The following is a 22,952-nucleotide window of genomic DNA, read 5'->3' as shown; positions in this document are numbered from 1 at the left end:
GCACTGCTCATTCGATAATTTATATATCCACAAGAGGAGCTAAAATGTGTTAAACAACAACAGTTCCCTTTGAGATCAATTCTATTTCATGTGGTGTTGATTTTCAACTTTTACTCTTTTTATAAATAATCCAATCAGCAAGCCAACGGCAGAAACGGATATTGTGAAAAAGAATGCATCTTGAATCCCTGCGGTTAATGCTAGAGAGGGATGAAGAACATCAGGTGATGATGAGTTTTCTAGAAATTTTATTTCTCCTATTTTCATGACACTTACCGCTGTTGCTGTACCAATAGCACCAGCAATCTGTAAGAGAGTGTTCATAATAGCTGTACCATCAGGATACATTTCTGGAGGGAGATCATTCATTCCATTTGTTTGAGCGGGATTCCAAACCATCACAATTCCTATCATTAGACTACAATGTAGTGACACGATTAGAGAAATAGTTGATGTAGGAGAGAGACTTGTTAAAAACCAAAGACTAACAACAACAATAATTAGCCCCGGAAGTACCAGCCACTTTGGCCCATATTTATCAAACAACCGACCTATAACAGGAGCAAAGAAAGCAAAAATAAGTCCTCCAGGAAGAAGAACTAAACCAGCTGATAAAGCATTCAATCCAATAACGCGAATAAGATACATTGGAAGAATTAACATTGCTGACAAATTAACCATCATGCAAACAAGTATCAACAATGTCCCATTAACAAACATCGACTTTTGGAAAGCTCTGAGATCCATTAATGGCTTTTCGATCGTCAATTGGCGAAACACAAAAAATGTGAGTATTACAATGCTGATTACTATAGGTATAAAAACCTTCGTACTATTCCAGTCACTTTCGCTTTCTCCGATGTTGCTAAAGCCGAATACCAGAGCTCCAAATCCAAAGATTGACATAAATAAGGAAAACAGTTCGATTTTTGGTTTTGTAATTTTCGATATGTTCTGTATATAAATAGCACCAAAAACCAAAGAAACCAACATAAATAAGCAAGATATCCAAAATATCCAATGCCAACTGAGCTTAACAATTAATAGACCAGATATGGTTGGTCCAACAGCTGGTGCTGCCGTGAACACTAGTGCAACAAGCCCCATTGCTGATCCTCGTTTTTCTGGAGGAAATAGAATTAGAGCGGAATTGAATAGTAACGGTAATAGTATGGCTGTCCCAGCTGCTTGGAATATACGAGCTATCATTAATATTTCAAAACTACCTGCTATTGCCCCAGTGACTGCACCTATGATTGATAAAGCTACTGCAGTTAGAAAAAGCTGTCTTGTTGTAAACCACTTCATTAATAAGCCGGAAAGCGGGACTAATATCCCTAACGTAAGCAAATATCCAGTTGTAAGCCACTGAACCAAAGTTTCACCGATGTGAAAAGTTCGCATCAATTCGCTAAGAGCAACATTAAGAGCCGTCTCATTAAAAGTACCTATAAAGACTGCTAGCATTAAAGAGAACATAATTGGAAATACTTTAACTTTTGGAATCTGATGTTCCACAACATTAGCTTCTTGCATCATCCACACTCCTAGTTTTCAGATTTGCTAGTTGGTTTAACTTGAAAGAGTCAAATTTGAACTAAACAAAATATATCATACGCCTGTCAAGAACCTGCATAATCCACATTTAAAGTCAAGTAATTTTTTTCAAATAGCAAATCAGAATCAATTAGTGAGACGATTCATTCTCTAGTCCACCACATACGCTGCCAAGTCGGTATTGACATATCTAAACCCAAAATATTTTGCGTTTACTGGATTTATCTCTTCTTAAGAGATTGGTATCCTAGTCCTCAAATTGGGCACTCTTCTTATCTTCTATTCTCTGTTTATAAAAAAAAGCAGAGGCTTTATACCCCTGCTCCTGACAGTATTAATCAATCAAAACTGTCTCTTTTTCATCTACTATTTCTGCTACTTCATTAGCCAACTGTACATCTAATGTACGATAACGGTTCATACCAGTACCTGCTGGGACTAGTTTCCCGATGATAACATTCTCTTTCAATCCAAGGAGTCGGTCTACTTTTCCTTTGATTGCTGCATCTGTCAAAACACGAGTCGTTTCTTGGAAAGATGCAGCGGATAAGAATGATTCTGTCTCAAGAGATGCTTTGGTAATACCAAGCAAGACAGGTCTAGCTACTGCTGGTTCACCACCAGCCAGTAATGTTTTTCTGTTGGACGCTTCATAGTCATGAATATCTGTCACAGAACCTGGTAGAAGATCCGTTGTACCAGCATCCGTGATACGGACTTTACGCATCATTTGTCTGATCATTACTTCTACGTGTTTGTCGTTAATTTCTACCCCTTGCAGGCGGTATACTTTTTGTACTTCTTGTAGGATATATGCCTGAACACCTTGTACACCTTTAATTCGGAGTAGCTCTTTTGGATCAATAGAACCTTCTGTGAGAACATCTCCAGCAGATACTTCATCACCCTCGATTATTTTCAAACGGGAACCATAAGGGATGGTATGTGTCTTGCTTTCTACTTCACCTTCGATCTCAACCTCACGACGATCTTTTACTTCGCGAATTTCGATTACTTTTCCATCAATTTCTGCAACAATCGCTTGCCCTTTTGGATTACGCGCCTCAAAGAGCTCCTGAATACGAGGTAGACCCTGGGTGATGTCATCCCCTGCAACCCCACCAGTGTGGAAGGTACGCATGGTTAACTGGGTTCCTGGTTCTCCAATAGATTGAGCAGCGATAATACCAACTGCTTCTCCGATCTCTACTGGCGTACCAAGTGCTAAGTTACGACCATAACATTTCTTACATACTCCATGCTTTGTACGACAAGAAAGTACAGAACGAATAACTACGGTTTCGATACCAGCTTCCATGATCTCAGTAGCGATCTCTTCGTCGATCAGTTCATTAGGACTAATGATAATATGATCTGTTTGAGGATGACGAACGGTTTGGAAGCTCACACGCCCAACAATACGATCATATAAGTCCTCGATGATTTCATTTCCATCATGAATGCGTTTCACAAGTAATCCTTTATCGGTACCACAATCATCTTCTCGAACGATAACATCTTGGGCTACGTCTACTAAACGTCTGGTTAAATAACCAGAGTCAGCGGTACGTAGCGCGGTATCCGCCAAACCTTTCCTCGCACCGTGGGTGGAAATAAAGTATTCCAAAACGGTTAGACCCTCACGGAAGTTGGTACGAATAGGCTGCTCAATAATCTTACCGGCTGGGTTTGCCATCAAACCCCTCATACCAGCTAGCTGAGTAATCTGAGACACGTTACCACGAGCACCAGAAAATGCCATCATATAGATTGGGTTGTATTTACCCATGTTGCCCATTAATACTTCAGTGATACGATCTTTCGTTTTACTCCAAATGGAGATAACACGCTCATAGCGCTCATCATCAGTAATCAAACCACGACGATATTGCTTCATCACAGTTTTTACTTGCTCTTCTGCTTCTGCCAAGATATCTTTCTTTGCTTCTGGCACCATAACATCTGATACGGACATAGTGATACCAGCTTTGGTGGAATAAGAATATCCAAGTGCTTTCACACGGTCCAAGATCACAGAAGTCATCATTGTACCGAAACGGCGGAAACATTCAGCGATAATTGCACCTAAATCCTTTTTAGTCAATGCACCAGGTTCATCCAATGTTTTTATAAACTCAGGGATGTTAACCCCTTTTTCATAGATGAAGTACTTTTCGGGTGTAGCTGTAAAGTTCTTTTTACCAGGTTCATTGATATAAGGGAAGTTCTCAGGCAAAATTTCGTTGAAAATCAATTTACCTGGTGTAGTCACAAGTAAAGCTGATTGTTGTGCTTCAGTGAAGGTAGTTTTACTAAGTGATTTTACCGGGATTGCAATACGAGAGTGTAGTGTTACATAGCCATGATGATATGCACTAATCGCTTCTGCTGTAGAGTAAAAGACACTTCCCTCACCTTTTTCTCCAGTCTTCTGAATGGTTAGGTAGTAACAACCTAAGACCATGTCTTGAGAAGGAGTAACAACAGGTTTTCCGTCTTTTGGATTCAAGATGTTTTGTGCAGCTAGCATAAGTAAACGCGCTTCTGCTTGTGCTTCTGCTGACAACGGTACGTGAACAGCCATTTGGTCACCGTCAAAGTCAGCATTATATGCTGTACACACAAGTGGATGCAAACGAATTGCTCTACCTTCTACTAGGATCGGTTCAAACGCTTGGATACCTAGACGGTGAAGCGTAGGAGCACGGTTTAAGAGTACTGGATGCTCTTTAATAACTTCCTCCAATACATCCCAAACTTCTGGATGAATTCGCTCTACTTTTCGTTTCGCACTCTTAATGTTGTGTGCTAAACCTTTTGCCACTAGTTCTTTCATCACAAAAGGTTTAAACAGTTCCAATGCCATCTCTTTTGGCAGACCACATTGGTACATTTTCAGGTTAGGACCAACAACAATAACCGAACGACCAGAGTAGTCAACCCGTTTACCCAATAGGTTTTGACGGAAGCGTCCTTGTTTCCCTTTTAGCATATGAGAAAGGGATTTTAGCGGTCTGTTTCCAGGACCGGTGACTGGACGTCCACGACGACCATTATCGATTAGCGCATCTACTGCTTCTTGAAGCATGCGTTTTTCGTTCTGTACAATAATATCTGGTGCGCCGAGATCCAATAGACGTTTTAGTCGGTTGTTCCGGTTAATCACACGACGATATAAATCATTCAAATCAGAAGTAGCAAAACGTCCACCATCTAATTGAACCATTGGACGAATTTCTGGTGGAATGACAGGAAGTACATCCATGATCATCCAGTCTGGGCTGTTTCCAGAGGAACGAAACGCTTCTAAAACTTCCAAACGTTTGACCGCACGATTACGACGTTGACCTTGTGCAGTTTCCAATTCTTCTTTTAATTGATCTACTTCTTTGTCCAGATCGATAGAAGCAAGAAGACGTTTGATCGCTTCTGCTCCCATCATCGCTACAAAACCATTGCCGTACTTTTCACGGTAGCTACGAAACTCTTTTTCCGATAAGAGTTGTTTCTTTTCCAGAGGAGTAGCACCTGCATCTACTACCACGTAAGACGCGAAGTAGATCACTTCCTCTAATGACCGTGGAGACATATCCAATACCAAACCCATACGGCTTGGAATGCCTTTGAAATACCAAATATGTGATACAGGAGCAGCCAGCTCAATATGTCCCATACGTTCACGACGTACTTTTGCACGAGTAACTTCTACACCACAGCGATCACAAACGACACCTTTGTAACGAACTCGTTTGTATTTACCGCAGTGACACTCCCAGTCTTTTTGCGGGCCAAAAATCTTCTCGCAGAACAATCCTTCTTTTTCAGGTTTTAATGTTCTGTAGTTAATGGTTTCTGGCTTTTTGACCTCCCCACGAGACCAAGACCGGATCTTTTCAGGAGAGGCTAAACCTATTTTCATATATTCGAAGTTGTTAACATCGAGCATCGGGCCATTCCTCCCTTAGGATTCCATGGTAGAGCGAGTTTCTTGCTCATCCAATTCAAAACCAAGTCGATCACTTGCTGGTTCATCCTCATCATCCAGCTCACGCATTTCAATCTCTTCTTCGTTTTCAGCCAAAATCTTGACGTCCATTCCAAGGCTTTGAAGTTCTTTAATCAATACTTTAAAGGACTCTGGCACACCTGGCTCTGGTACATTCTCACCTTTGACGATGGATTCATATGTTTTGACACGACCTACTACATCATCCGATTTCACCGTCAGTATTTCTTGCAAGGTATATGCAGCTCCATAAGCCTCAAGTGCCCATACCTCCATCTCCCCAAAACGTTGTCCCCCAAACTGCGCCTTACCACCAAGCGGCTGCTGGGTAACTAGGGAATATGGCCCAGTAGAACGAGCATGGATTTTGTCATCAACCATATGTGCCAACTTGATCATGTACATCACACCAACAGTAACTCTGTTTTCCATTGGCTCACCAGTACGTCCATCATGCAGCACGAACTTACCATCTGAATTCAAACCAGCTTCAATCAAAGTTTCGAATACATCATTCTCTGTTGCACCATCAAATACTGGGGTTGCAATATGCAATCCTAAGGTTTTGGCTGCCATACCGAGGTGAACTTCTAATACCTGTCCGATGTTCATCCGAGATGGAACACCCAGTGGATTTAGTACAACTTGCACAGGAGTACCATCTGGTAAGAACGGCATATCTTCTTCAGGCATGATCCGGGCAATAACCCCTTTGTTTCCGTGACGACCAGCCATTTTGTCTCCCTCAGAGATTTTTCGCTTCTGAGCGATATAAACACGTACAAGTTGGTTAACACCAGGTGGTAATTCATCGCCATTTTCTCTGGTAAATACTTTCACATCTACCACAATACCATCTTGTCCATGCGGAACACGTAAGGAAGTATCTCTAACTTCACGTGCTTTTTCTCCAAAGATCGCATGGAGTAACCGTTCTTCTGCTGTTAGTTCTGTTACTCCTTTAGGAGTTACTTTCCCTACTAGAATATCCCCAGCTTTGATCTCTGCACCGACACGAATAATTCCACGTTCGTCAAGGTTTTTCAACGCTTCTTCCCCGACATTTGGTATATCTCTGGTGATTTCTTCCGGACCTAGTTTGGTATCCCTTGCTTCTGATTCATGCTTCTCAATATGAATAGAGGTATATACGTCTTCTTTGACCAGTTTTTCGCTTAAGAGAATAGCATCCTCATAGTTATAACCTTCCCAAGTCATAAAGGCCACAACAACATTACGACCTAACGCCATTTCGCCTTGCTCAGTAGAAGGACCATCTGCTAAGGTGTCTCCAACCTCTACACGGTCTCCCGTTTTTACAACTGGTCGTTGGTTGATAGAGGTTCCTTGGTTCGATCGGATAAATTTGCTTAAACGATAACGATCCAGATCACCTTTTACAATACGACCGTCTACTTCTGCCTCATGACGAACGAGAATCTCATCAGCTGTAACTCTTTCTACCACACCTGCGCGGCGAGCAAGAATCATGACCCCAGAATCCCGAGCAGCTTTATACTCCATACCAGTGCCAATAAAAGGAGCTTCTGGTTTTAAGAGTGGGACAGCCTGACGTTGCATGTTTGATCCCATTAGAGCACGGTTGGAGTCGTCGTTTTCTAAGAAAGGAATACATGCAGTCGCAACAGATACTACTTGTTTAGGTGAAACATCCATATAGTCTACACGGTCTTTTGGCACCGCAATTGTTTCATCACGATAACGAACTGTCACAGAATCTTGTAAGAAGTTTCCTTCTTCATCAATCTTTGCATTTGCCTGTGCTACATAGTAGTTATCTTCTTCATCAGCAGTTAAATAATCGATCTGATTGGTAACCCGACCTGTATCTCCATCAACACGGCGATAAGGTGTTTCGATGAAACCAAAGTTATTAATTCGTGCATAAGAAGAAAGAGAGTTGATCAGACCAATGTTAGGACCTTCAGGTGTTTCGATCGGACACATTCTACCATAGTGAGAATGGTGAACGTCACGCACTTCCATCCCTGCTCGTTCCCTTGTAAGTCCTCCAGGGCCTAAAGCAGATAACCTACGTTTGTGGGTTAATTCAGCTAGTGGGTTGGTTTGGTCCATAAACTGGGACAACTGGCTGCTACCAAAAAACTCTTTAATCGAGGCAATAACAGGACGAATATTGATCAATGCCTGTGGTGTGATCGCATTAGCATCTTGGATTGACATTCTCTCTTTTACTACCCGTTCCATACGAGACAGTCCAATACGGAATTGGTTCTGCAAGAGTTCTCCAACGGAACGAAGGCGGCGATTACCAAGATGGTCAATATCATCCGTTAAACCAATACCATGAAGTAAATTAATAAAGTAGTTGATCGATGCAATGATGTCAGCAGGTGTAATGTGTTTAATCTCTTGATCTACTTCTGCATTGGAAATAACTTTGATTATTTGATCATCATTTCTAGCTGAATGAATATTAACAGATTGTAAGCGAACCAATCCCTCAGTTGCTTTTGGCTCCATTTGGACTCCACCGCGAACCGTGTATTCTTGTATACCAAAAGGTGTTTCGCCTACCAAGTATGGTATAACTTTATCCAAGAGACGACGCTCTAACACTTGCCCTGCTTCTGCTAATACTTCACCAGTTTCACTGTCTACGATATGCTCCGCTAGTTTTTGATTGAGTAGACGATTTTTGATATGTAACTTTTTGTTCATTTTATAGCGGCCAACGTTCGCTAAATCGTAGCGTTTTGGGTCAAAGAAACGTGAATATAATAGATCACGAGCATTTTCAGCCGTTGGAGGTTCTCCAGGACGCAAGCGCTCATAGATTTCGATGAGTGCCTTTTCTGTATTACCCGTGTTGTCTTTGTCAAGTGTATTGCGAATATATTCATCTTCACCGAGAAGATCGATAATTTCCGCATCAGAACTATAACCTAAAGCGCGCAAAAGAACCGTGACAGGTATCTTTCTGGTACGGTCAATCCGAACATAAATAATATCCTTCGCATCCGTTTCAAGCTCTAACCACGCACCACGATTTGGAATTACTGTGGCAGTATATGTTGGTTTACCATTCTTGTCTAATTTCGTGCTATAATACACACTAGGAGAGCGAACTAGCTGGCTAACAATAACACGCTCTGCCCCATTGTAGATAAAGGTACCTGTTTCCGTCATCAAAGGAAAGTCACCCATAAATACCTCTTGCTCTTTTACTTCACCAGTCTCTTTGTTAATGAGACGCACTTTTACTCGCAGTGGAGCAGCATAAGTAACTTGGTGGTCTTTTGATTCCTCCAAGTTATATTTTGGTTCGCCTAATTTATAGTCGATGAACTCCAGAACCAAATTCCCCGTAAAATCCTCAATCGGAGAAATATCCTGAAACATCTCACGCAAACCTTCCGCTAGAAACCATTCATAAGATTGCTGTTGGATTTCTATCAGATTTGGCAAATCTAGTACTTCATTAATTCGAGCGTAACTTCTTCGTTGACGCCGACCGTGCTGGACAAGTTTACCTAGCAAAATGAGCTCCCCCCTCATACCCTATCCAAGAGAACCAAAAAGAAAATGGGTAAAAAAATTACCACAAGGATACCAAAAATAAAACCTATTAAACTATCTTAACCAAGAAATAGGAAAAATAAACCAACACAAAAATGTTTAACATATTAAAAGGATTTCTGCAAGTTATAACACTAGCACAAGCATTATACTGTGTCAATTGTTTTTTGCGAGAAAAATACAGTAGCCTTTTTTCTGAGAGACTTGCTCTACGTAAGGAAATAACCGAGCCAATTCTTCTTTCGCGGAAGCTGCTCCTTGTTGCTTTCGAATCACAATCCATAAGGAACCATTCTCGGATAAAAAATCTCTAGATTGAGCAAAAAGTTCATAGACAAATACTTTCCCTACTCGAATCGGGGGATTACATAGAATGGCATCAAACTGTACTCCTTCTAATTTGTCAAAGCCATCACTTATCTTTACTTCAATCTGAGCCGCAACATGATTGATTCTTGCATTTTCTTTTGCAAGTAAAGTAGCACGTTCATTCACATCCACCATCTGCACTTTCAGAGATGGATTCGCTTTTGCAAGTGAAATACCGACAGGCCCATACCCACACCCTAAATCTAACAGGCTCTTCACTCCAGAGAGTTCTACCGTTTCTATCAATAGCCTACTACCAAAATCAATCCCCTTTTTGGAAAAGACCCCAGCATCCGTTTGAAAAGAAAGTAGATTCCCACATAACTGAGCCTCTATGATTCTTTTTTCATGTTTCGATTCCGGTTTAGAAGAATAGTAATGATTAGACACTTGCGACCCCCTGATAGGAAAACGGACTCGCCAAGATTAGGCGAGTCCATTTAATTATTTTACCTCTACGTTAGCGCCAGCTGCTTCTAATTCTTCTTTGATCTTTTCAGCTTCCTCTTTGGAAACTGCTTCTTTTACAGGGGATGGAGCTCCATCAACTAGTGCTTTTGCTTCTTTCAAGCCAAGACCAGTGATACCACGAACAGCTTTGATAACTCCAACTTTGGATGCTCCAGCATTTGTTAGGATAACATCGAACTCAGTTTTCTCAGCAGCTGCTTCACCAGCTCCGCCGCCGCCACCCATTACAACAGGTGCTGCAGCAGTTACACCAAATTCTTCTTCAATTGCTTTAACCAATTCGTTTAATTCTAGTACGGTCATATTTTTTACCGCTTCTAAGATTTGTTCGTTAGACATTTATAGTACCTCCCAAAGGATTATTAGATTTTTTATTTTTTACTAAACTAGCATTTTCAAGAAATCACCAGTATTTTTATACTACTACTCAGCAGAAGCAGCTTCTGGTTGTTCTTGTTGATCAGCAACAGCTTTCACCACATAAGCGAAGTTGCGAACTGGAGCTTGAAGAACGGAAAGAAGCATAGATAGTAAACCTTCGCGTGATGGTAGAGATGCAATCTCTTTCACTTTGTCAGGACCAACTACTGCACCTTCTACGATTGCACCTTTGATCTCAAGATTTTTATGCTCTTTTGCAAAATTATGAAGAACTTTTGCTGGAGCAACAACATCTTCTTTACTAAATGCAATAGCAGTAGGACCTGTAAGAAACTGATCCATTTCGGACAAACCAACTTCACCAGTAGCACGACGCACCAAAGTATTTTTCAATACTTGGTATTCGACTCCAGCTTCGCGCAATTGTTTACGTAGCTCTGTCACCTCCGCAACAGAAAGACCACGATAGTCAGTTACCACTGTACTCACACTAGTGTTCAACTTTTCTTTTACTTCCGCTACTACTTGTTGTTTTTGTTCCAGTACTTTGGACATTCAGGACACCTCCTTGGGTGGAGTAAAAATACGTTATTGCAGACAGTTTTAGGAAAAAGAAAAAGCCTTCGTAGACGGACGAAGGCCAGTGGCTTTCACCTCGGTAGGAAATTAAGTGCCGTCGCACACCTACTGTCTACGGTAAGAAAGATGAATTTCATCTTCTTATTCAATTTCGAACAGTTTATTCCAATTAACGAGCGTTCAATGCAGAGGAGCTAATTTGAACACCAGGTCCCATGGTGGAAGAAACACTGACGTTTTTCATATAGGTCCCTTTTGCAGCAGCTGGTTTCGCTTTGGTAAGCGCATCAGACAATGCTTGTAAGTTTTCGGAAAGTTGTTCGGTGGAGAAAGAAACTTTACCGATTGCTGCATGAATGTTTCCTGCTTTATCTGCACGATATTCGATCTTACCAGCTTTGATCTCGTTAACAGCCTTTTCTACTTCAAAGGTAACTGTACCTGTTTTAGGGTTAGGCATAAGACCTTTAGGTCCAAGGATTCGTCCAAGGCGACCAACTTGTCCCATCATGTCAGGAGTAGCTACTACAACATCGAACTCAAGCCAACCTTGTTGAACTTTGCCAACTAGTTCTTCGTCTCCTACAAAATCAGCTCCAGCAGCTTCTGCTTCTTTTGCTTTTTCCCCTTTAGCAAATACAAGTACGCGTTTGGTTTTCCCTGTTCCATGAGGTAAAACCACTGCCCCTCTTACTTGCTGATCCGCTTTTTTCGTGTCAATCCCCAAGCGGAAAGCAGCTTCTACTGTTTCATCAAACTTAGCAGTAGAAATAGATTTTACCAGTTCCAATGCTTCTGCTGGCTCATATACTTTTTCGCGATCTATTTTCTGAATCGCTTCTTGATACTTTTTACCATGTTTTGCCACTTTCATTACCTCCTCATGTGGTGATAGCGGAAAATCCTCCCACCAGACGAATGACCCGCGGCTGGATCATTAGTCTTTTATAACAATACCCATGCTGCGTGCTGTACCTTCTACCATACGCATTGCTGATTCTACATTAGCTGCGTTTAGGTCAGGCATTTTTGTTTCTGCAATCTCACGAACTTTATCACGTGAAAGTGTAGCCACTTTCTTGGTGTTTGGCTCGCCAGAACCAGATTCGATACCTGCTGCTTTTTTCAAAAGAACTGCAGCTGGTGGAGTTTTGGTCACAAAAGTAAAAGAACGATCTTCAAAAACGGTAATCACTACAGGAATGATTAAACCAGCTTGTTCTGAAGTACGTGCGTTAAACTCTTTACAAAAGCCCATGATGTTCACACCAGCTTGACCTAGAGCAGGTCCAACAGGTGGTGCTGGATTCGCTTTACCAGCTGGGATTTGTAGCTTGACCACTTTAATCACTTTTTTGGCCATGCTTCTTACCTCCTTCAAATGTGGTAGCCCCACTCCAAGAATTTGGAGTCCCAGGGTCGCGGGTTTCACCCTCCCACGGTAACAACAAACCGATCAGGCAAACATTTATAAAAATAACACATTATCGGTAAAAAGAAAAGTTTTTTGGATGGTCGATACAGGAAAAAAATTTTTCCATATCGACATAAGTGCAACTAAGCCTCTGGATTCGCCTTATAGGCTCGCCAATCGGCAAGTTTTCTTTACTAAAGTTTTTCCACCTGTCCAAAATCGAGTTCTACTGGTGTCTCTCTTCCAAACATGTTGACTAAAACCTTTAGCTTCTCACGGTCCCCATCGACACCTTCGATCTCTCCAACGAAGTTTTCAAATGGACCTTCGATTACTTTCACGCTTTCACCAAGTGCAAAATCAACAACGGTTCGAACTTCTTCGACTCCCATTTGCTGTAAAATCGTTTGGACTTCATCAGGCAAGAGAGGTGTTGGTTTGGAGCCCGCACCAGCAGAACCGACAAAGCCAGTTACACCCGGAGTGTTACGAACAACATACCACGAGTCATCTGTCATTATCATCTCCACAAGCACATAACCTGGGAAAACCTTCCGCATGACTGTCTTCTTCTTGCCATCTTTGTGCTCAATCTCTTCCTCCATTGGCACCATGACACGAAAGATTTTGTCTTGCATTCCCATGGAGTCTAATCGTTTCTCCAAGTTTGTCTTTACTTTGTTTTCATAGCCGGAATATGTGTGCACCACATACCAATTTTTTTCCATACCATCAGGGAAAAAAACCCCTGTCCCCCCTTATGACGTCCATCTACTTCTTAGTAATCAACTGGATTAGCTGCGCGATTCCCATATCTACGAGGAAGAAAAAGATGGTAAGGATTACAACAGCGGCAACCACAACAGTCGTATATTTGACCATCTCTTTGCGAGTAGGCCATTTTACTTTTTTAAACTCTTGATAACTAGAGCGAAAGAAGCCAGTAGTTCCACTAACACTTCTCTTTATTCCGCGTCCAATATTTGTGAGTACAGCCATCTATCTTCCCACCCCAATTTACTTCGTTTCCCGATGTAGCGTATGTGAGTTGCAACGGGGGCAATACTTGCGGAGCTCCATCCGATCTGGATGTTTCCGTTTGTTTTTGGTAAGCGCATAGTTGCGTTCACGGCAATCTGTACATGCAAGCGTAACATTTACTCGCATTTTCGCACCTCCTCTTTGGAGCATATAAACTAGCGATATCGATAGAAAATACCCAAATTAGGTTAACATAAGAGCCCTCTCAGGTCAAATAAATTGATAATCAACGAAGTTTTTTTACCTTATTTTTTCTAAAAAAGAAAGAGACTCGTGCATATGCCTTTGTCTCTACTCCAATGTTTGATTCAAATTATTCTCTGTAAAATAACCGAAAAAACTTGCAATGATCAAGTTTTCTCAGCTGTCGACAGGGCTCCCATTACGAAATAGATAAGAGACGTAATATATACACTTTTTCTTATCTACCGAAAAGGTATTTGTCCTTTTTTGTCGAATTTGTAGAACAATGGGATCAAATGATCACAAAGAGATTTCTTCAATATCTAAATACTTCTCTAATTTTCGCTTTACTCGCTGCAAAGCATTATCAATCGATTTTACATGTCGATTTAAGTCGACGGCGATCTCTTGATAAGATCTTCCATCTAAATATAACATAAGCACTTTCCGCTCTAAATCGCTTAAAATCTGGGAAATCTTATCTTCTATGTCGCTATGCTCTTCTCGATTTATATATATTTCCTCTGGATTAGTACGCCCACCTGTCAAAGTATCATAAAGCGTCCGATCGGAGTCATCGTGACTTGGCTTGTCCAATGATACATAAGAATTGAGCGGTATATGCTTTTGTCTTGTTGCCGTTTTGATCGCGGTAATGATTTGTCTTGTGATACACAGTTCTGCAAACGCTTTAAAAGAAGCTAATTTGTCCCCCCGAAAATCGCGAATGGCTTTATACAAGCCAATCATACCTTCTTGTACGATATCCTCGTGATCAGCACCAATTAAAAAGTACGACCGGGCTTTGGCTCTAACGAAGTTTTTGTACTTATGAATGAGATACTCTAGAGCTTCCTGGTCTCCTACACGTATATCTCTAACTAGTTCCTCATCGCCTAACTGATGGTAAAGGACTCTCCTATCCAAATCCCTCGGACTGCTAGATAGTAGGTCAATGCTCAAAATATTTCCCCCTGACCAAGTCGCATTTCAAAATGGCAAGTCTTATTATATTGAATTGAAACAAAAACGTCAATTTTTCCGCTATTTTTTTCTGCGAAAATTCTCCAATTTATGTCTAAGAGCTTCAGGAATACTTTCCCAGAGAGGGTTTTTTGCCGTTTTCGGTACGTGCTTCGCTTTAAGATGATTTTTGATTCGCTTCTTAGATTGGGTTAGTTGATCAATAAATTCTCGCGCAGATATCCGATAAGCGCCTTGTCCAAAAACCATACGTTGCTCTAAAAAGTCAGAAGTCGCCACATATATATGGCGTTTCTCATCTTTGTACTTTCGAACAAATTGCTCAATCCAAGCATCAGCCGTTTCTTCCTTGTCTGTAAATATAATTTTAATTATTTTTTTTGGTTCTTTGTTTCGTAAGCCTACCATTCGATATGCATCGAAAACCACAAAAATTTTCATTCCGGAAACCGCTTGGTACTCCATTAGATCATGGATTAGTTCGTCGCGTGCAACTTCTATTTCATTACTATAGTTTGGATTAGCACGAATAATGTTGTATCCATCGACTACCAGCCATTCTTCCATCCTAATTACCTTTTGTCTTTCGGCTTTGCAATACTTGATAAAGCATAACACCTGTAGCAACAGACGCATTAAGTGAAGATACTCTTCCCTTCATCGGTAAGCGTACAAGAAAATCACATTTCTTCTTTAATTGCTGGCTAATTCCTTGGCCCTCATTACCTATTACTAAAGCTACAGGCATATCATAATCTACTGTTTCATACGACTGTTTGGATTCCCCATCCGTACCCACTAACCAAACACCTTGATCTTTCAAATATTCAGCTGTTCGGTTCATATTGGTGACCTTTGCTACTGGTACATATTCGATCGCACCAGCGGATATCTTTGCTACTGTTGCTGTCAAGCCAACTGCCCGCCGTTTCGGAATAATGACACCATGAACTCCTGTTGCATCTGCTGTACGCAAAACAGTGCCTAAGTTATGCGGGTCCACAATTCCATCTAGAAGGAGGAGAAAAGGATGCTCTCCTTTATGTTTGGCATTTGCTACTATTTGCTCCACAGATACATACTGATAACTGCTCACTTGTGCAGCTACACCTTGATGATTTTGATTTTCCGCTACTTGATCTAATTTCGATCGCGGCACCCAGTGATAAGGTACTTTTTGATCTTCCAATTGTCGAACTAAGTCTTCTACACTCTTTTTCTTCATTCCCTCTGCAAGCCATACTTTCTCCATATCTCTTCCCGCAGAAGCAGCTTCTAAAACCGCATGCTTACCAAATATCCAATCCGTCATGATTACCTATTCTCCTTTTCTAATGGTCCAAGTTCTATTAACATTTTCATGATCTGGTCCAATCTTTCTGCTTGTCCCATAAGGTAAAGGTAGCCAATTAGAGTCTCTAAGCCAGTTCCTTGTCGGTAAAGACCTACATTTGCTCGTCTAGAAATGCTAGTTGTTTTTGCATTTCTACCTCGTTTGTAGACAGCAACTTCTTCCTCGGTCAACTTATCCATAATTGCTTGAATAGCATGAGCTTGAGCAGCAGCCGAAACATAACGAACTGCATTCTGTTGTAACTTTTGCGGTTTTACTTCTCCCATAGCGATTAAATGATGCCGTACATATAACTCTTGTACGGCATCACCTATATATGCAAGTGTTAATGGGGGTAGCTCTTCTGGTTTACGCTTTAAATCTCCCAGCGTCCCAAATAGATGCTGCTCTCTCATTTCTTCTTCCACCTAACTCCTTGAGGTGTATCTTCCAACAAAATCCCTGCATGCAGCAGTTGATCTCGAATTTCATCAGCACGTTGAAAGTTTCGCTGCTTGCGTGCTGATTGGCGTTCTTCGATCAACTTTTCGATCTGACCTTCCAGCACAGTCTCTGCATTGGTATCTACTAAGCCGAGTACTTGTTCACCATAAATGGTAAACCAATCAAGCAACGAATGAATGGATTCCTTGCTCAAAACTGGCTTGGATAACCATTCGTTTGCTGTACGAACAGCCTCAAATAACACCGTAATCCCATTTGCAGCATTGAAATCGTCATTCATCGCCTCTGCAAACTGAACAGATAGTTGTTCCAATTGAGCTGTTAATTCATTTGGTACTTCTCCAGATAACGATGTTTGCTGACGATGACGTAAATTATCTACAGAAGTTTGTAATCTTTCTACACTCTGCTCTGCTTGGTTCATCACTTCATTAGTAAAGTTTATAGGATTTCGATAATGGGCAGAAAGCAAGAAATAGCGAATCGCTTTTGCAGAATACATTTTTCGCATATCAAAAACACGCATCACATTTCCAAGTGATTTGGACATTTTTTCATTATCCATATTGATAAAACCGTTATGCATCCAATAGCGAACAAATGGCTTATCATTTAATGCTTCACTTTGTGCTATTTCATTTTCGTGATGCGGAAAACATAAATCAACGCCTCCGGCATGAATATCCAGTGTATCCCCTAAGTACTCTTTTGCCATAACAGAGCACTCAATATGCCATCCTGGACGACCCTTTCCCCACGGAGTATTCCAACTAATTTCTCCTTCTTTGGCGCGTTTCCACAAGGCAAAATCAAACGGATGCTCTTTGATTTCATTCACTTCTACACGAGCACCTGACTGCAGATCCTCTACTGATTGATGAGAAAGTTTCCCATATCCGTCCTGACGAAGGGTGCGAAAATACACATCTCCATTTACTTCATATGCTTTTCCTTTTTTGATCAATGTTGCAATCGCATCAATCATTTGTCCAATATGCTCTGTTGCTTTGGGATGAATGTCTGCGCGATGAACCCCCAATGCATCCATATCTGCAAAATATGCATCTGTATACTCTTCAGCGATCTGAGCTACGCTTTTTCCCGTTTCGATCGATGCTTTGATCAATTTATCATCCACATCCGTAAAATTTTGTACATAGGTTACTTTGTAACCCAGATTAGCAAGGTATCGTCTTACTACATCAAAAAAAACAAATACACGAGCATTTCCGATATGAATATAGTTGTAGACGGTTGGACCGCAAACATACATGGATACGGTTTGACCATTTGTTTCAAATATTTCTTTCTCTCTACTCAATGTGTTGTAAACTTTGACTGTCATCTGATGATTTGCCCCCTGTGTGTCTCTTTAACCACTCTACTTCCATTTTTAGCGCAGCTATTTCATCTTGGATAGAACGAAACATCTCTGCTACTGGATCTGGAATATTAACATGATCCATATCAGCTTGCACTCTTATTCCATCTTGGACAACAACACGTCCTGGTACTCCTACAACGGTAGAATTTGCAGGGACATCTCGCAAAACTACAGAACCTGCACCAATCTTGGCACAACGCCCAACACGGATTGATCCTAGTATCTTCGCGCCTGAGGAGACCATCACATGATCTTCCAAAGTCGGATGTCTCTTTCCCTTCTCTTTTCCAGTACCACCAAGTGTAACCCCTTGAAAAATGGTTACATAATCACCAATTTCACAAGTTTCTCCAATCACTACACCCATCCCATGGTCAATAAACACACCTTTTCCAATCGAAGCCCCTGGATGGATCTCAATTCCTGTAAAGAAACGACTTACTTGTGATACCATTCTCGCAAGCAGAAAAGCTTTGTGACGGTAGAGAAAATGAGCAAATCGATGAGACCAAAGTGCATGAATGCCTGAATAAGTAAGAATGATTTCTAAAGTTGTCCGTGCTGCTGGATCTCGATCAAATACTGCTTGAATGTCAGCTTGGATATTTCGTTTGCAATTTCTCCATTTACTGAGAATTGACAAAATAACCATTCCCTTCTCATAAATAAACCGCCCCTGTAGCCATGGCTACAGAGACGGAAAAAATCCGCGGTCCCACTCTGTTTGGAATAAACTTAGTCCCACTTTTCAACTAATAACGGTAGTGAACCGGATCACCCTACTCTTCATTCAAGTGATCACTCATAGGGGCATTTCAAGCAGTCAACATAAAGCTTTGCATCAACCAGCTTCTTTCTGAAATGTTGACTTGCCTTACTTCTCCTAATCATCGCTTTCTCTTCATTATATTCTGTTAGAGCTAAATATGTTTGTCAAGATTTCCTCACAACAGAAAATTCCCTACACGACTACTTCAATCTAGTTTGAACCTCTCTTATCTACCAAAGCTACGACAGCCATCGCAGCAATCCCTTCTTTTCTCCCTGTAAAACCAAGTTGTTCGGTTGTTGTTGCCTTAACATTTATTTGACCTGCTTCTGCTTCTAGCAACTGGGCAATCCGCTCTACCATTTGAGGAATATATGGAGCCATTTTCGGTTTCTGGGCAATGATGGTTGCGTCTAAATTATTTAAAACATAGCCTTTCTCTTTCACCATTTGCCAAACATCATGAAGCAAAACGGCACTATCCGCACCTTTGTATGCCATATCAGTATCTGGAAAATGTTTTCCTATATCCCCCATTGCTAGTGCTCCTAATATCGCATCTGTAATGGTATGAAGTAGTACATCTGCATCAGAGTGACCAATCAGTCCCTGATCATAAGGGATATGAATCCCTCCTATAATCAAAGGCCCTGATCCCCCTAGTTGATGCACATCAAATCCTTGTCCAAATCGAATCATGGTGTTTATACGCTACCTTTCTGTCTCTTTGCCAAAATTGCTTCCCCAAGATAAATATCATCTGGAGTGGTAACCTTGATGTTTGTATATTCTCCTTCTACTACATGTACGGGTTCCCCAAGTAATTCAATCAACATAGCATCATCTGTTGCGTTTACATGCTGTTTAGATGCTTGTTCATGGGCATGGAGCAATAAAGCTCTATGGATAAGCTGTGGAGTCTGGATACTCCAAAGTTGGTCTCGTTTAAGAGTCTCTTCTACTACACCGTTTCGATTTACCTTTTTGATTGTGTCCTTCACTGGTACAGCAAGTGTTACTGCTTGATGATTCCCTTTTCCCGCTTCCACTAAACGACTAATCTCTTCAGGTGTAATAAAAGCACGAACAGCATCATGCACCATAATCCAATCCGTATTTGTAGCTACTACCCCCACATAAACACTATCTTGACGTTCTTTCCCGCCTATCACAATCTGTTTCACTTTGTTCAATTCATATCTTTCAACAAACAGCTTCACTTGTGAAAAACTAGCTTCATTCGTCACCACAGTTATTTCATCAATAAGTATATGTTGTTGGAATACTTCTAGTGTATGTATCAAAATCGGCTTTCCAGAAAGCTCTAAAAATTGTTTGGGGATAGTGCTGTTCATTCGTTTCCCAATTCCTGCTGCTGGAATCACTACACCTATGCCCACTTCTCTTACTCCTTTTTATCATCTCTGAGCTGAGGATACCACATTTCAAACAGAAAACAAGCCCAGTATGCAAACTGGGCTATAGAGCACGTTCTAATAATTTTGGTTTTGCAAAAATCATCCGACCTGCAGATGTTTGAAGTACACTGGTGACGAGTACATCAATCTCATCCCCGATAAACTCACGTCCGCCTTCAATCACAATCATCGTGCCATCATCTAAGTAAGCAACACCTTGACCATGTTCTTTTCCGTCTTTGATCACTTGAACATGAATTTCTTCTCCAGGTAAAACAACCGGTTTAACCGCATTAGCTAAATCATTAATATTTAGCACTTTCACACCTTGTAATTCACAAACTTTGTTCAAATTAAAGTCGTTGGTCACTACTTTACCACCAAGTACTTTCGCCAACTTCACCAGTTTACTATCTACTTCTTGAATATCTTCAAAGTCACCTTCGTAAATCATTACTTTCACATCTAATTCTTTTTGAATCTTATTCAAAATGTCGAGGCCACGGCGACCACGATTGCGTTTTAGCAAATCAGATGAATCTGCAATATGTTGCAATTCTTCCAGTACAAATCCTGGGATCACAAGCGTGCCTTCTAGAAATCCTGTCCGACAGATATCAGCAATCCTACCATCGATAATTACACTTGTGTCCAAGATCTTATGTTCTTGTATAGCTGCTTGTTTCTCTTTTTGCCTAGCTTTTTCTCTTGATTGTCTACCAAGGGTAAAAATAGTAATCAATTCATCACGTTTTTTATAACCTAATCGAAAACCAATATATCCAAGAAATCCAGATAATACAAATGGTAAAGTACGTGATACACCTGGAATATTAGGCAGTTGAGACAGTGGTTGCTGAATTAAAAACGCAATTATGAGTCCAAAGATGAGGCCAAGCGCACCAAAAAGTCCATCTGCCGCAGGTATCTTTACCAATCTTTCTTCAACCCATTTAATCCACGATACAATAGGGTCAGCCACCCACATGGCTACCACAAATAGAATGATTGCCCCAAGAATTGCTCCAACCAAGTTTGGTGCAGGAACTTCACCCAAATTCAGAGGAGACCTGAGAAGCACCCCAAATATTTTAGGTCCTAAATAATATCCAGCGGATGCTCCAACAAGTGCGAAAGCGAGTTGCACAAAACGTTTCATCATTGGGGCTTCACCCCCTCTCTTATCAACTCTAGTTGTTATCATTATAAACAAATGATAGTCAGAATAATCGAATCCAAGAAAATTTATTTTTGTAGATAAAAAGCAAATAATTTATCTTATCTACATAAAGGAACTAGGGCTGAGTCTAAAGCAAACACAATATGGTTTACTTCACATTACTATTGCTGCTCTTCGCTAGTAATTACTCCATCTATGAGCTGAAAAGCCTGTTCTTCTTCTAAGTCGCGCGCAAGAACAAACTCACTGATCAAAATCTGCTTAGCATTGTCAAGCATCTTCCGTTCACCAGTTGATAAGCCTTTTTCGCCATCTCTTCGCATGAGAGAACGAACAACTTCAGCTACATCATAAATATCTCCTGTTTTCATTTTATCTAAATTTGCTCGAAATCTTCTGTTCCAGTTAGTAGTATCATCATCTTCAAACTGTCTCATTCGTTGCAGTACAAGCTCAACGGTATTATCATCAATCACTTCTCGTAAACCAATTGTGTCTACATTTTTGAGAGGAACCATCACCTTCATGTCCCCAATCGGCATACGCATAATATAATATTGTTGACGTTCACCCAAAATTTCTCTCTCTTCGATTGACTCAATAACGCCGGCTCCATGCATTGGGTAAACCACTTTGTCACCTATGTTGAACAAACGGGCCACCTCCATAGACAATGTCTATTTCCAAGATATCACAAAGCGGCAGTTATGTCAATCAAAACAAACAGAACATATTAGCATAATAACAGAAATGCGTCAACGACTTTTTTTGAATCTTTTCTACAAGCAAAGGAATCTTTCCATCGATTTAATAAATTTGTAAAATAATCACAGAAACTCCTCGATACAATTTAAGGTTTTACTTTCATATAACATATAGACCTCTTGATAAATGATGTTGATATTTTCGGAGGAAGAATATCCATCATCAAGATTTTCAAGTATTTTATCATGTAAATATGTGTTTTTCATGGATGAAACCTTACTGTAAAGATTTCTTAACAGTGAGTTCCCTAACTTGCGAACAAAATAACAAAAATCTCAGGGATTTTCCCTTACTTATCGTAATTAATTTCTGTTATATGCTTATCACCGTCATCTACAATTCATAAAAAGAACCAACCCTATTACAGAATAGGGTTGGTTTTCTAATCTTCAACTGGTTCTTCATTTTTTTCTGCTCGTCTGCGATTAAGGGATTTTTTCAATCCATAGAGCGCATAGAGCGCAAGTGGTACAAAGATGACCATTGGTAATTGTGCTGGATAAAAAATCGCTGAAATCGCGATAGCTACGATAAAGATACTGGATATCCAAATAAAAGCTTTTGGAGCCTTCATCTTCTTAAATGCTGGATACTTGATCTGGCTTACCATTAAGAATGATAAAAAGAGCATACCAATTACCATGATATAATGACTATCTACGTACTTGTCATACAATGCCATCGTTGCCAGTATGCCACCTGCCGCAGTAATTGGTAATCCAATAAAATAACCTTTTGGGCTCGATTGAACATTAAAGCGTGCTAAACGCAGTGCACCACAGATAGGAAAGATCGCAGTAATAAACCATCCTTCTGTACCAAAATGCTTCAAAACAGAAACATACATAATAATTGCTGGGGCCACACCAAAAGTTATAACATCAGATAATGAGTCCAATTCTTTGCCAAATTCACTCTGTGTGTTAAGCATGCGAGCTACTCTGCCATCCAAACCATCCAGCAACATTCCGATGATAACGGTAATTGCTGCATATTCCCAGTGGTTGTTCATCGCTAATAAGATAGCCATAATACCTAAAAATAAGTTCCCCACTGTGAATAGATTAGGTAAAACTCTTGCAAACATAGTGG

Annotated in this window: 22 protein-coding genes and 2 other annotated features; all 22 genes read right to left on the bottom strand. The window is 40.6% G+C overall.

All coding sequences use genetic code 11. The annotated features are described in order from the left end of the window. Positions 1–81: 81 nt before the first annotated feature. Positions 82–1,536 carry a DHA2 family efflux MFS transporter permease subunit gene (locus tag GSM42_RS12930; protein ID WP_160802051.1) on the bottom strand — a complete coding sequence of 485 codons (1,455 nt, stop codon included), beginning with the start codon at positions 1,534–1,536 and terminating at the stop codon, positions 82–84. Positions 1,537–1,891: 355 nt separating this feature from the next. Continuing rightward, positions 1,892–5,503 (bottom strand): DNA-directed RNA polymerase subunit beta', encoded by a 3,612-nt coding sequence (gene rpoC, locus GSM42_RS12925; RefSeq protein WP_160801952.1) that lies wholly within the window; start codon positions 5,501–5,503, stop codon positions 1,892–1,894. Positions 5,504–5,518: 15 nt separating this feature from the next. After that, a complete protein-coding gene (rpoB, locus tag GSM42_RS12920; RefSeq protein ID WP_202404910.1) occupies positions 5,519–9,103 on the bottom strand; it encodes a DNA-directed RNA polymerase subunit beta in 3,585 nt (1,194 codons plus the stop codon). Between the two features lie 177 nt (positions 9,104–9,280). After that, a complete protein-coding gene (locus tag GSM42_RS12915) occupies positions 9,281–9,883 on the bottom strand; it encodes a methyltransferase (RefSeq protein WP_160801950.1) in 603 nt (200 codons plus the stop codon). Between the two features lie 54 nt (positions 9,884–9,937). Beyond that, a complete protein-coding gene (gene rplL / locus GSM42_RS12910; protein ID WP_160801949.1) occupies positions 9,938–10,303 on the bottom strand; it encodes a 50S ribosomal protein L7/L12 in 366 nt (121 codons plus the stop codon). Positions 10,304–10,387: 84 nt separating this feature from the next. Beyond that, positions 10,388–10,900 carry a 50S ribosomal protein L10 gene (rplJ, locus tag GSM42_RS12905; RefSeq protein ID WP_160801948.1) on the bottom strand — a complete coding sequence of 171 codons (513 nt, stop codon included), beginning with the start codon at positions 10,898–10,900 and terminating at the stop codon, positions 10,388–10,390. 49 nt (positions 10,901–10,949) lie between these two features. Beyond that, positions 10,950–11,060 (bottom strand) — a sequence feature (ribosomal protein L10 leader region). 33 nt (positions 11,061–11,093) lie between these two features. Next, positions 11,094–11,792 (bottom strand): 50S ribosomal protein L1, encoded by a 699-nt coding sequence (gene rplA / locus GSM42_RS12900; RefSeq protein ID WP_160801947.1) that lies wholly within the window; start codon positions 11,790–11,792, stop codon positions 11,094–11,096. A 69-nt stretch (positions 11,793–11,861) separates the two neighbouring features. After that, positions 11,862–12,287 carry a 50S ribosomal protein L11 gene (gene rplK, locus GSM42_RS12895; RefSeq protein ID WP_160801946.1) on the bottom strand — a complete coding sequence of 142 codons (426 nt, stop codon included), beginning with the start codon at positions 12,285–12,287 and terminating at the stop codon, positions 11,862–11,864. Positions 12,288–12,532: 245 nt separating this feature from the next. Beyond that, positions 12,533–13,066 (bottom strand): transcription termination/antitermination protein NusG, encoded by a 534-nt coding sequence (nusG, locus tag GSM42_RS12890; RefSeq protein WP_160801945.1) that lies wholly within the window; start codon positions 13,064–13,066, stop codon positions 12,533–12,535. Between the two features lie 43 nt (positions 13,067–13,109). Further along, a complete protein-coding gene (secE, locus tag GSM42_RS12885) occupies positions 13,110–13,337 on the bottom strand; it encodes a preprotein translocase subunit SecE (RefSeq protein ID WP_160801944.1) in 228 nt (75 codons plus the stop codon). A gap of 18 nt (positions 13,338–13,355) precedes the next feature. Continuing rightward, entirely contained in the window at positions 13,356–13,505 is a 150-nt protein-coding gene (rpmG, locus tag GSM42_RS12880; RefSeq protein ID WP_083964250.1) for a 50S ribosomal protein L33, read from the bottom strand. Between the two features lie 357 nt (positions 13,506–13,862). Then, positions 13,863–14,525, bottom strand: coding sequence for an RNA polymerase sporulation sigma factor SigH (gene sigH / locus GSM42_RS12875; RefSeq protein WP_202404907.1), 663 nt, complete (start codon positions 14,523–14,525; stop codon positions 13,863–13,865). Between the two features lie 81 nt (positions 14,526–14,606). Further along, positions 14,607–15,113 carry an NYN domain-containing protein gene (locus GSM42_RS12870; protein WP_160801943.1) on the bottom strand — a complete coding sequence of 169 codons (507 nt, stop codon included), beginning with the start codon at positions 15,111–15,113 and terminating at the stop codon, positions 14,607–14,609. 1 nt (position 15,114) lies between these two features. Continuing rightward, positions 15,115–15,858: a 23S rRNA (guanosine(2251)-2'-O)-methyltransferase RlmB gene (gene rlmB / locus GSM42_RS12865; RefSeq protein WP_160801942.1), complete on the bottom strand. Its 744-nt coding sequence runs from the start codon at positions 15,856–15,858 to the stop codon at positions 15,115–15,117. A 2-nt stretch (positions 15,859–15,860) separates the two neighbouring features. Continuing rightward, a complete protein-coding gene (locus GSM42_RS12860; RefSeq protein ID WP_160801941.1) occupies positions 15,861–16,295 on the bottom strand; it encodes a Mini-ribonuclease 3 in 435 nt (144 codons plus the stop codon). Next, positions 16,292–17,689 (bottom strand): cysteine--tRNA ligase, encoded by a 1,398-nt coding sequence (cysS, locus tag GSM42_RS12855; protein WP_160801940.1) that lies wholly within the window; start codon positions 17,687–17,689, stop codon positions 16,292–16,294. Before cysS ends, GSM42_RS12860 begins: the two co-directional genes overlap by 4 nt. Further along, positions 17,658–18,371, bottom strand: coding sequence for a serine O-acetyltransferase (gene cysE, locus GSM42_RS12850; protein ID WP_237446596.1), 714 nt, complete (start codon positions 18,369–18,371; stop codon positions 17,658–17,660). Before cysE ends, cysS begins: the two co-directional genes overlap by 32 nt. Before the next feature lie 46 nt (positions 18,372–18,417). Then, positions 18,418–18,628, bottom strand: a binding site (T-box leader). A 79-nt stretch (positions 18,629–18,707) separates the two neighbouring features. Then, positions 18,708–19,196, bottom strand: coding sequence for a 2-C-methyl-D-erythritol 2,4-cyclodiphosphate synthase (gene ispF / locus GSM42_RS12845; protein WP_160801938.1), 489 nt, complete (start codon positions 19,194–19,196; stop codon positions 18,708–18,710). Positions 19,197–19,201: 5 nt separating this feature from the next. After that, the gene (gene ispD / locus GSM42_RS12840) at positions 19,202–19,897 is read right to left on the bottom strand and encodes a 2-C-methyl-D-erythritol 4-phosphate cytidylyltransferase (protein ID WP_338055296.1); all 696 of its coding nucleotides are present in this window, start codon (positions 19,895–19,897) and stop codon (positions 19,202–19,204) included. A 79-nt stretch (positions 19,898–19,976) separates the two neighbouring features. Further along, positions 19,977–21,077 carry a PIN/TRAM domain-containing protein gene (locus GSM42_RS12835; protein WP_160801937.1) on the bottom strand — a complete coding sequence of 367 codons (1,101 nt, stop codon included), beginning with the start codon at positions 21,075–21,077 and terminating at the stop codon, positions 19,977–19,979. Between the two features lie 179 nt (positions 21,078–21,256). Next, positions 21,257–21,757, bottom strand: coding sequence for a CarD family transcriptional regulator (locus GSM42_RS12830; RefSeq protein WP_338055299.1), 501 nt, complete (start codon positions 21,755–21,757; stop codon positions 21,257–21,259). Positions 21,758–22,242: 485 nt separating this feature from the next. Next, the gene (gene pssA / locus GSM42_RS12825; protein ID WP_160801935.1) at positions 22,243–22,947 is read right to left on the bottom strand and encodes a CDP-diacylglycerol--serine O-phosphatidyltransferase; all 705 of its coding nucleotides are present in this window, start codon (positions 22,945–22,947) and stop codon (positions 22,243–22,245) included. Positions 22,948–22,952 lie beyond the last annotated feature (5 nt).

The organism is Shimazuella alba, assembly GCF_009831235.1.
GTDB lineage: Bacteria > Bacillota > Bacilli > Thermoactinomycetales > Thermoactinomycetaceae > Shimazuella > Shimazuella alba.
The sequence above is the reverse complement of the archived record's forward strand: the minus strand, read 5'-3'. Positions and strand labels throughout refer to the sequence as shown.

Excerpts from the sequence above, each read along its gene's own strand:
- rpoB (WP_202404910.1), bottom strand. The coding sequence starts at position 9,103 with ATGAGGGGGGAGCTCATTTTGCTAGGTAAACTTGTCCAGCACGGTCGG.
- rpoC (WP_160801952.1), bottom strand. The coding sequence starts at position 5,503 with ATGCTCGATGTTAACAACTTCGAATATATGAAAATAGGTTTAGCCTCT.
- GSM42_RS12835 (WP_160801937.1), bottom strand. The coding sequence starts at position 21,077 with ATGATGAAACGTTTTGTGCAACTCGCTTTCGCACTTGTTGGAGCATCC.
- GSM42_RS12870 (WP_160801943.1), bottom strand. The coding sequence starts at position 15,113 with ATGGAAGAATGGCTGGTAGTCGATGGATACAACATTATTCGTGCTAAT.
- rplJ (WP_160801948.1), bottom strand. The coding sequence starts at position 10,900 with ATGTCCAAAGTACTGGAACAAAAACAACAAGTAGTAGCGGAAGTAAAA.
- cysS (WP_160801940.1), bottom strand. The coding sequence starts at position 17,689 with ATGACAGTCAAAGTTTACAACACATTGAGTAGAGAGAAAGAAATATTT.
- GSM42_RS12860 (WP_160801941.1), bottom strand. The coding sequence starts at position 16,295 with ATGAGAGAGCAGCATCTATTTGGGACGCTGGGAGATTTAAAGCGTAAA.
- rlmB (WP_160801942.1), bottom strand. The coding sequence starts at position 15,858 with ATGACGGATTGGATATTTGGTAAGCATGCGGTTTTAGAAGCTGCTTCT.
- nusG (WP_160801945.1), bottom strand. The coding sequence starts at position 13,066 with ATGGAAAAAAATTGGTATGTGGTGCACACATATTCCGGCTATGAAAAC.
- rpmG (WP_083964250.1), bottom strand. The coding sequence starts at position 13,505 with ATGCGAGTAAATGTTACGCTTGCATGTACAGATTGCCGTGAACGCAAC.
- secE (WP_160801944.1), bottom strand. The coding sequence starts at position 13,337 with ATGGCTGTACTCACAAATATTGGACGCGGAATAAAGAGAAGTGTTAGT.
- ispF (WP_160801938.1), bottom strand. The coding sequence starts at position 19,196 with ATGATTCGATTTGGACAAGGATTTGATGTGCATCAACTAGGGGGATCA.
- pssA (WP_160801935.1), bottom strand. The coding sequence starts at position 22,947 with ATGTTTGCAAGAGTTTTACCTAATCTATTCACAGTGGGGAACTTATTT.
- rplL (WP_160801949.1), bottom strand. The coding sequence starts at position 10,303 with ATGTCTAACGAACAAATCTTAGAAGCGGTAAAAAATATGACCGTACTA.
- GSM42_RS12930 (WP_160802051.1), bottom strand. The coding sequence starts at position 1,536 with ATGCAAGAAGCTAATGTTGTGGAACATCAGATTCCAAAAGTTAAAGTA.
- rplK (WP_160801946.1), bottom strand. The coding sequence starts at position 12,287 with ATGGCCAAAAAAGTGATTAAAGTGGTCAAGCTACAAATCCCAGCTGGT.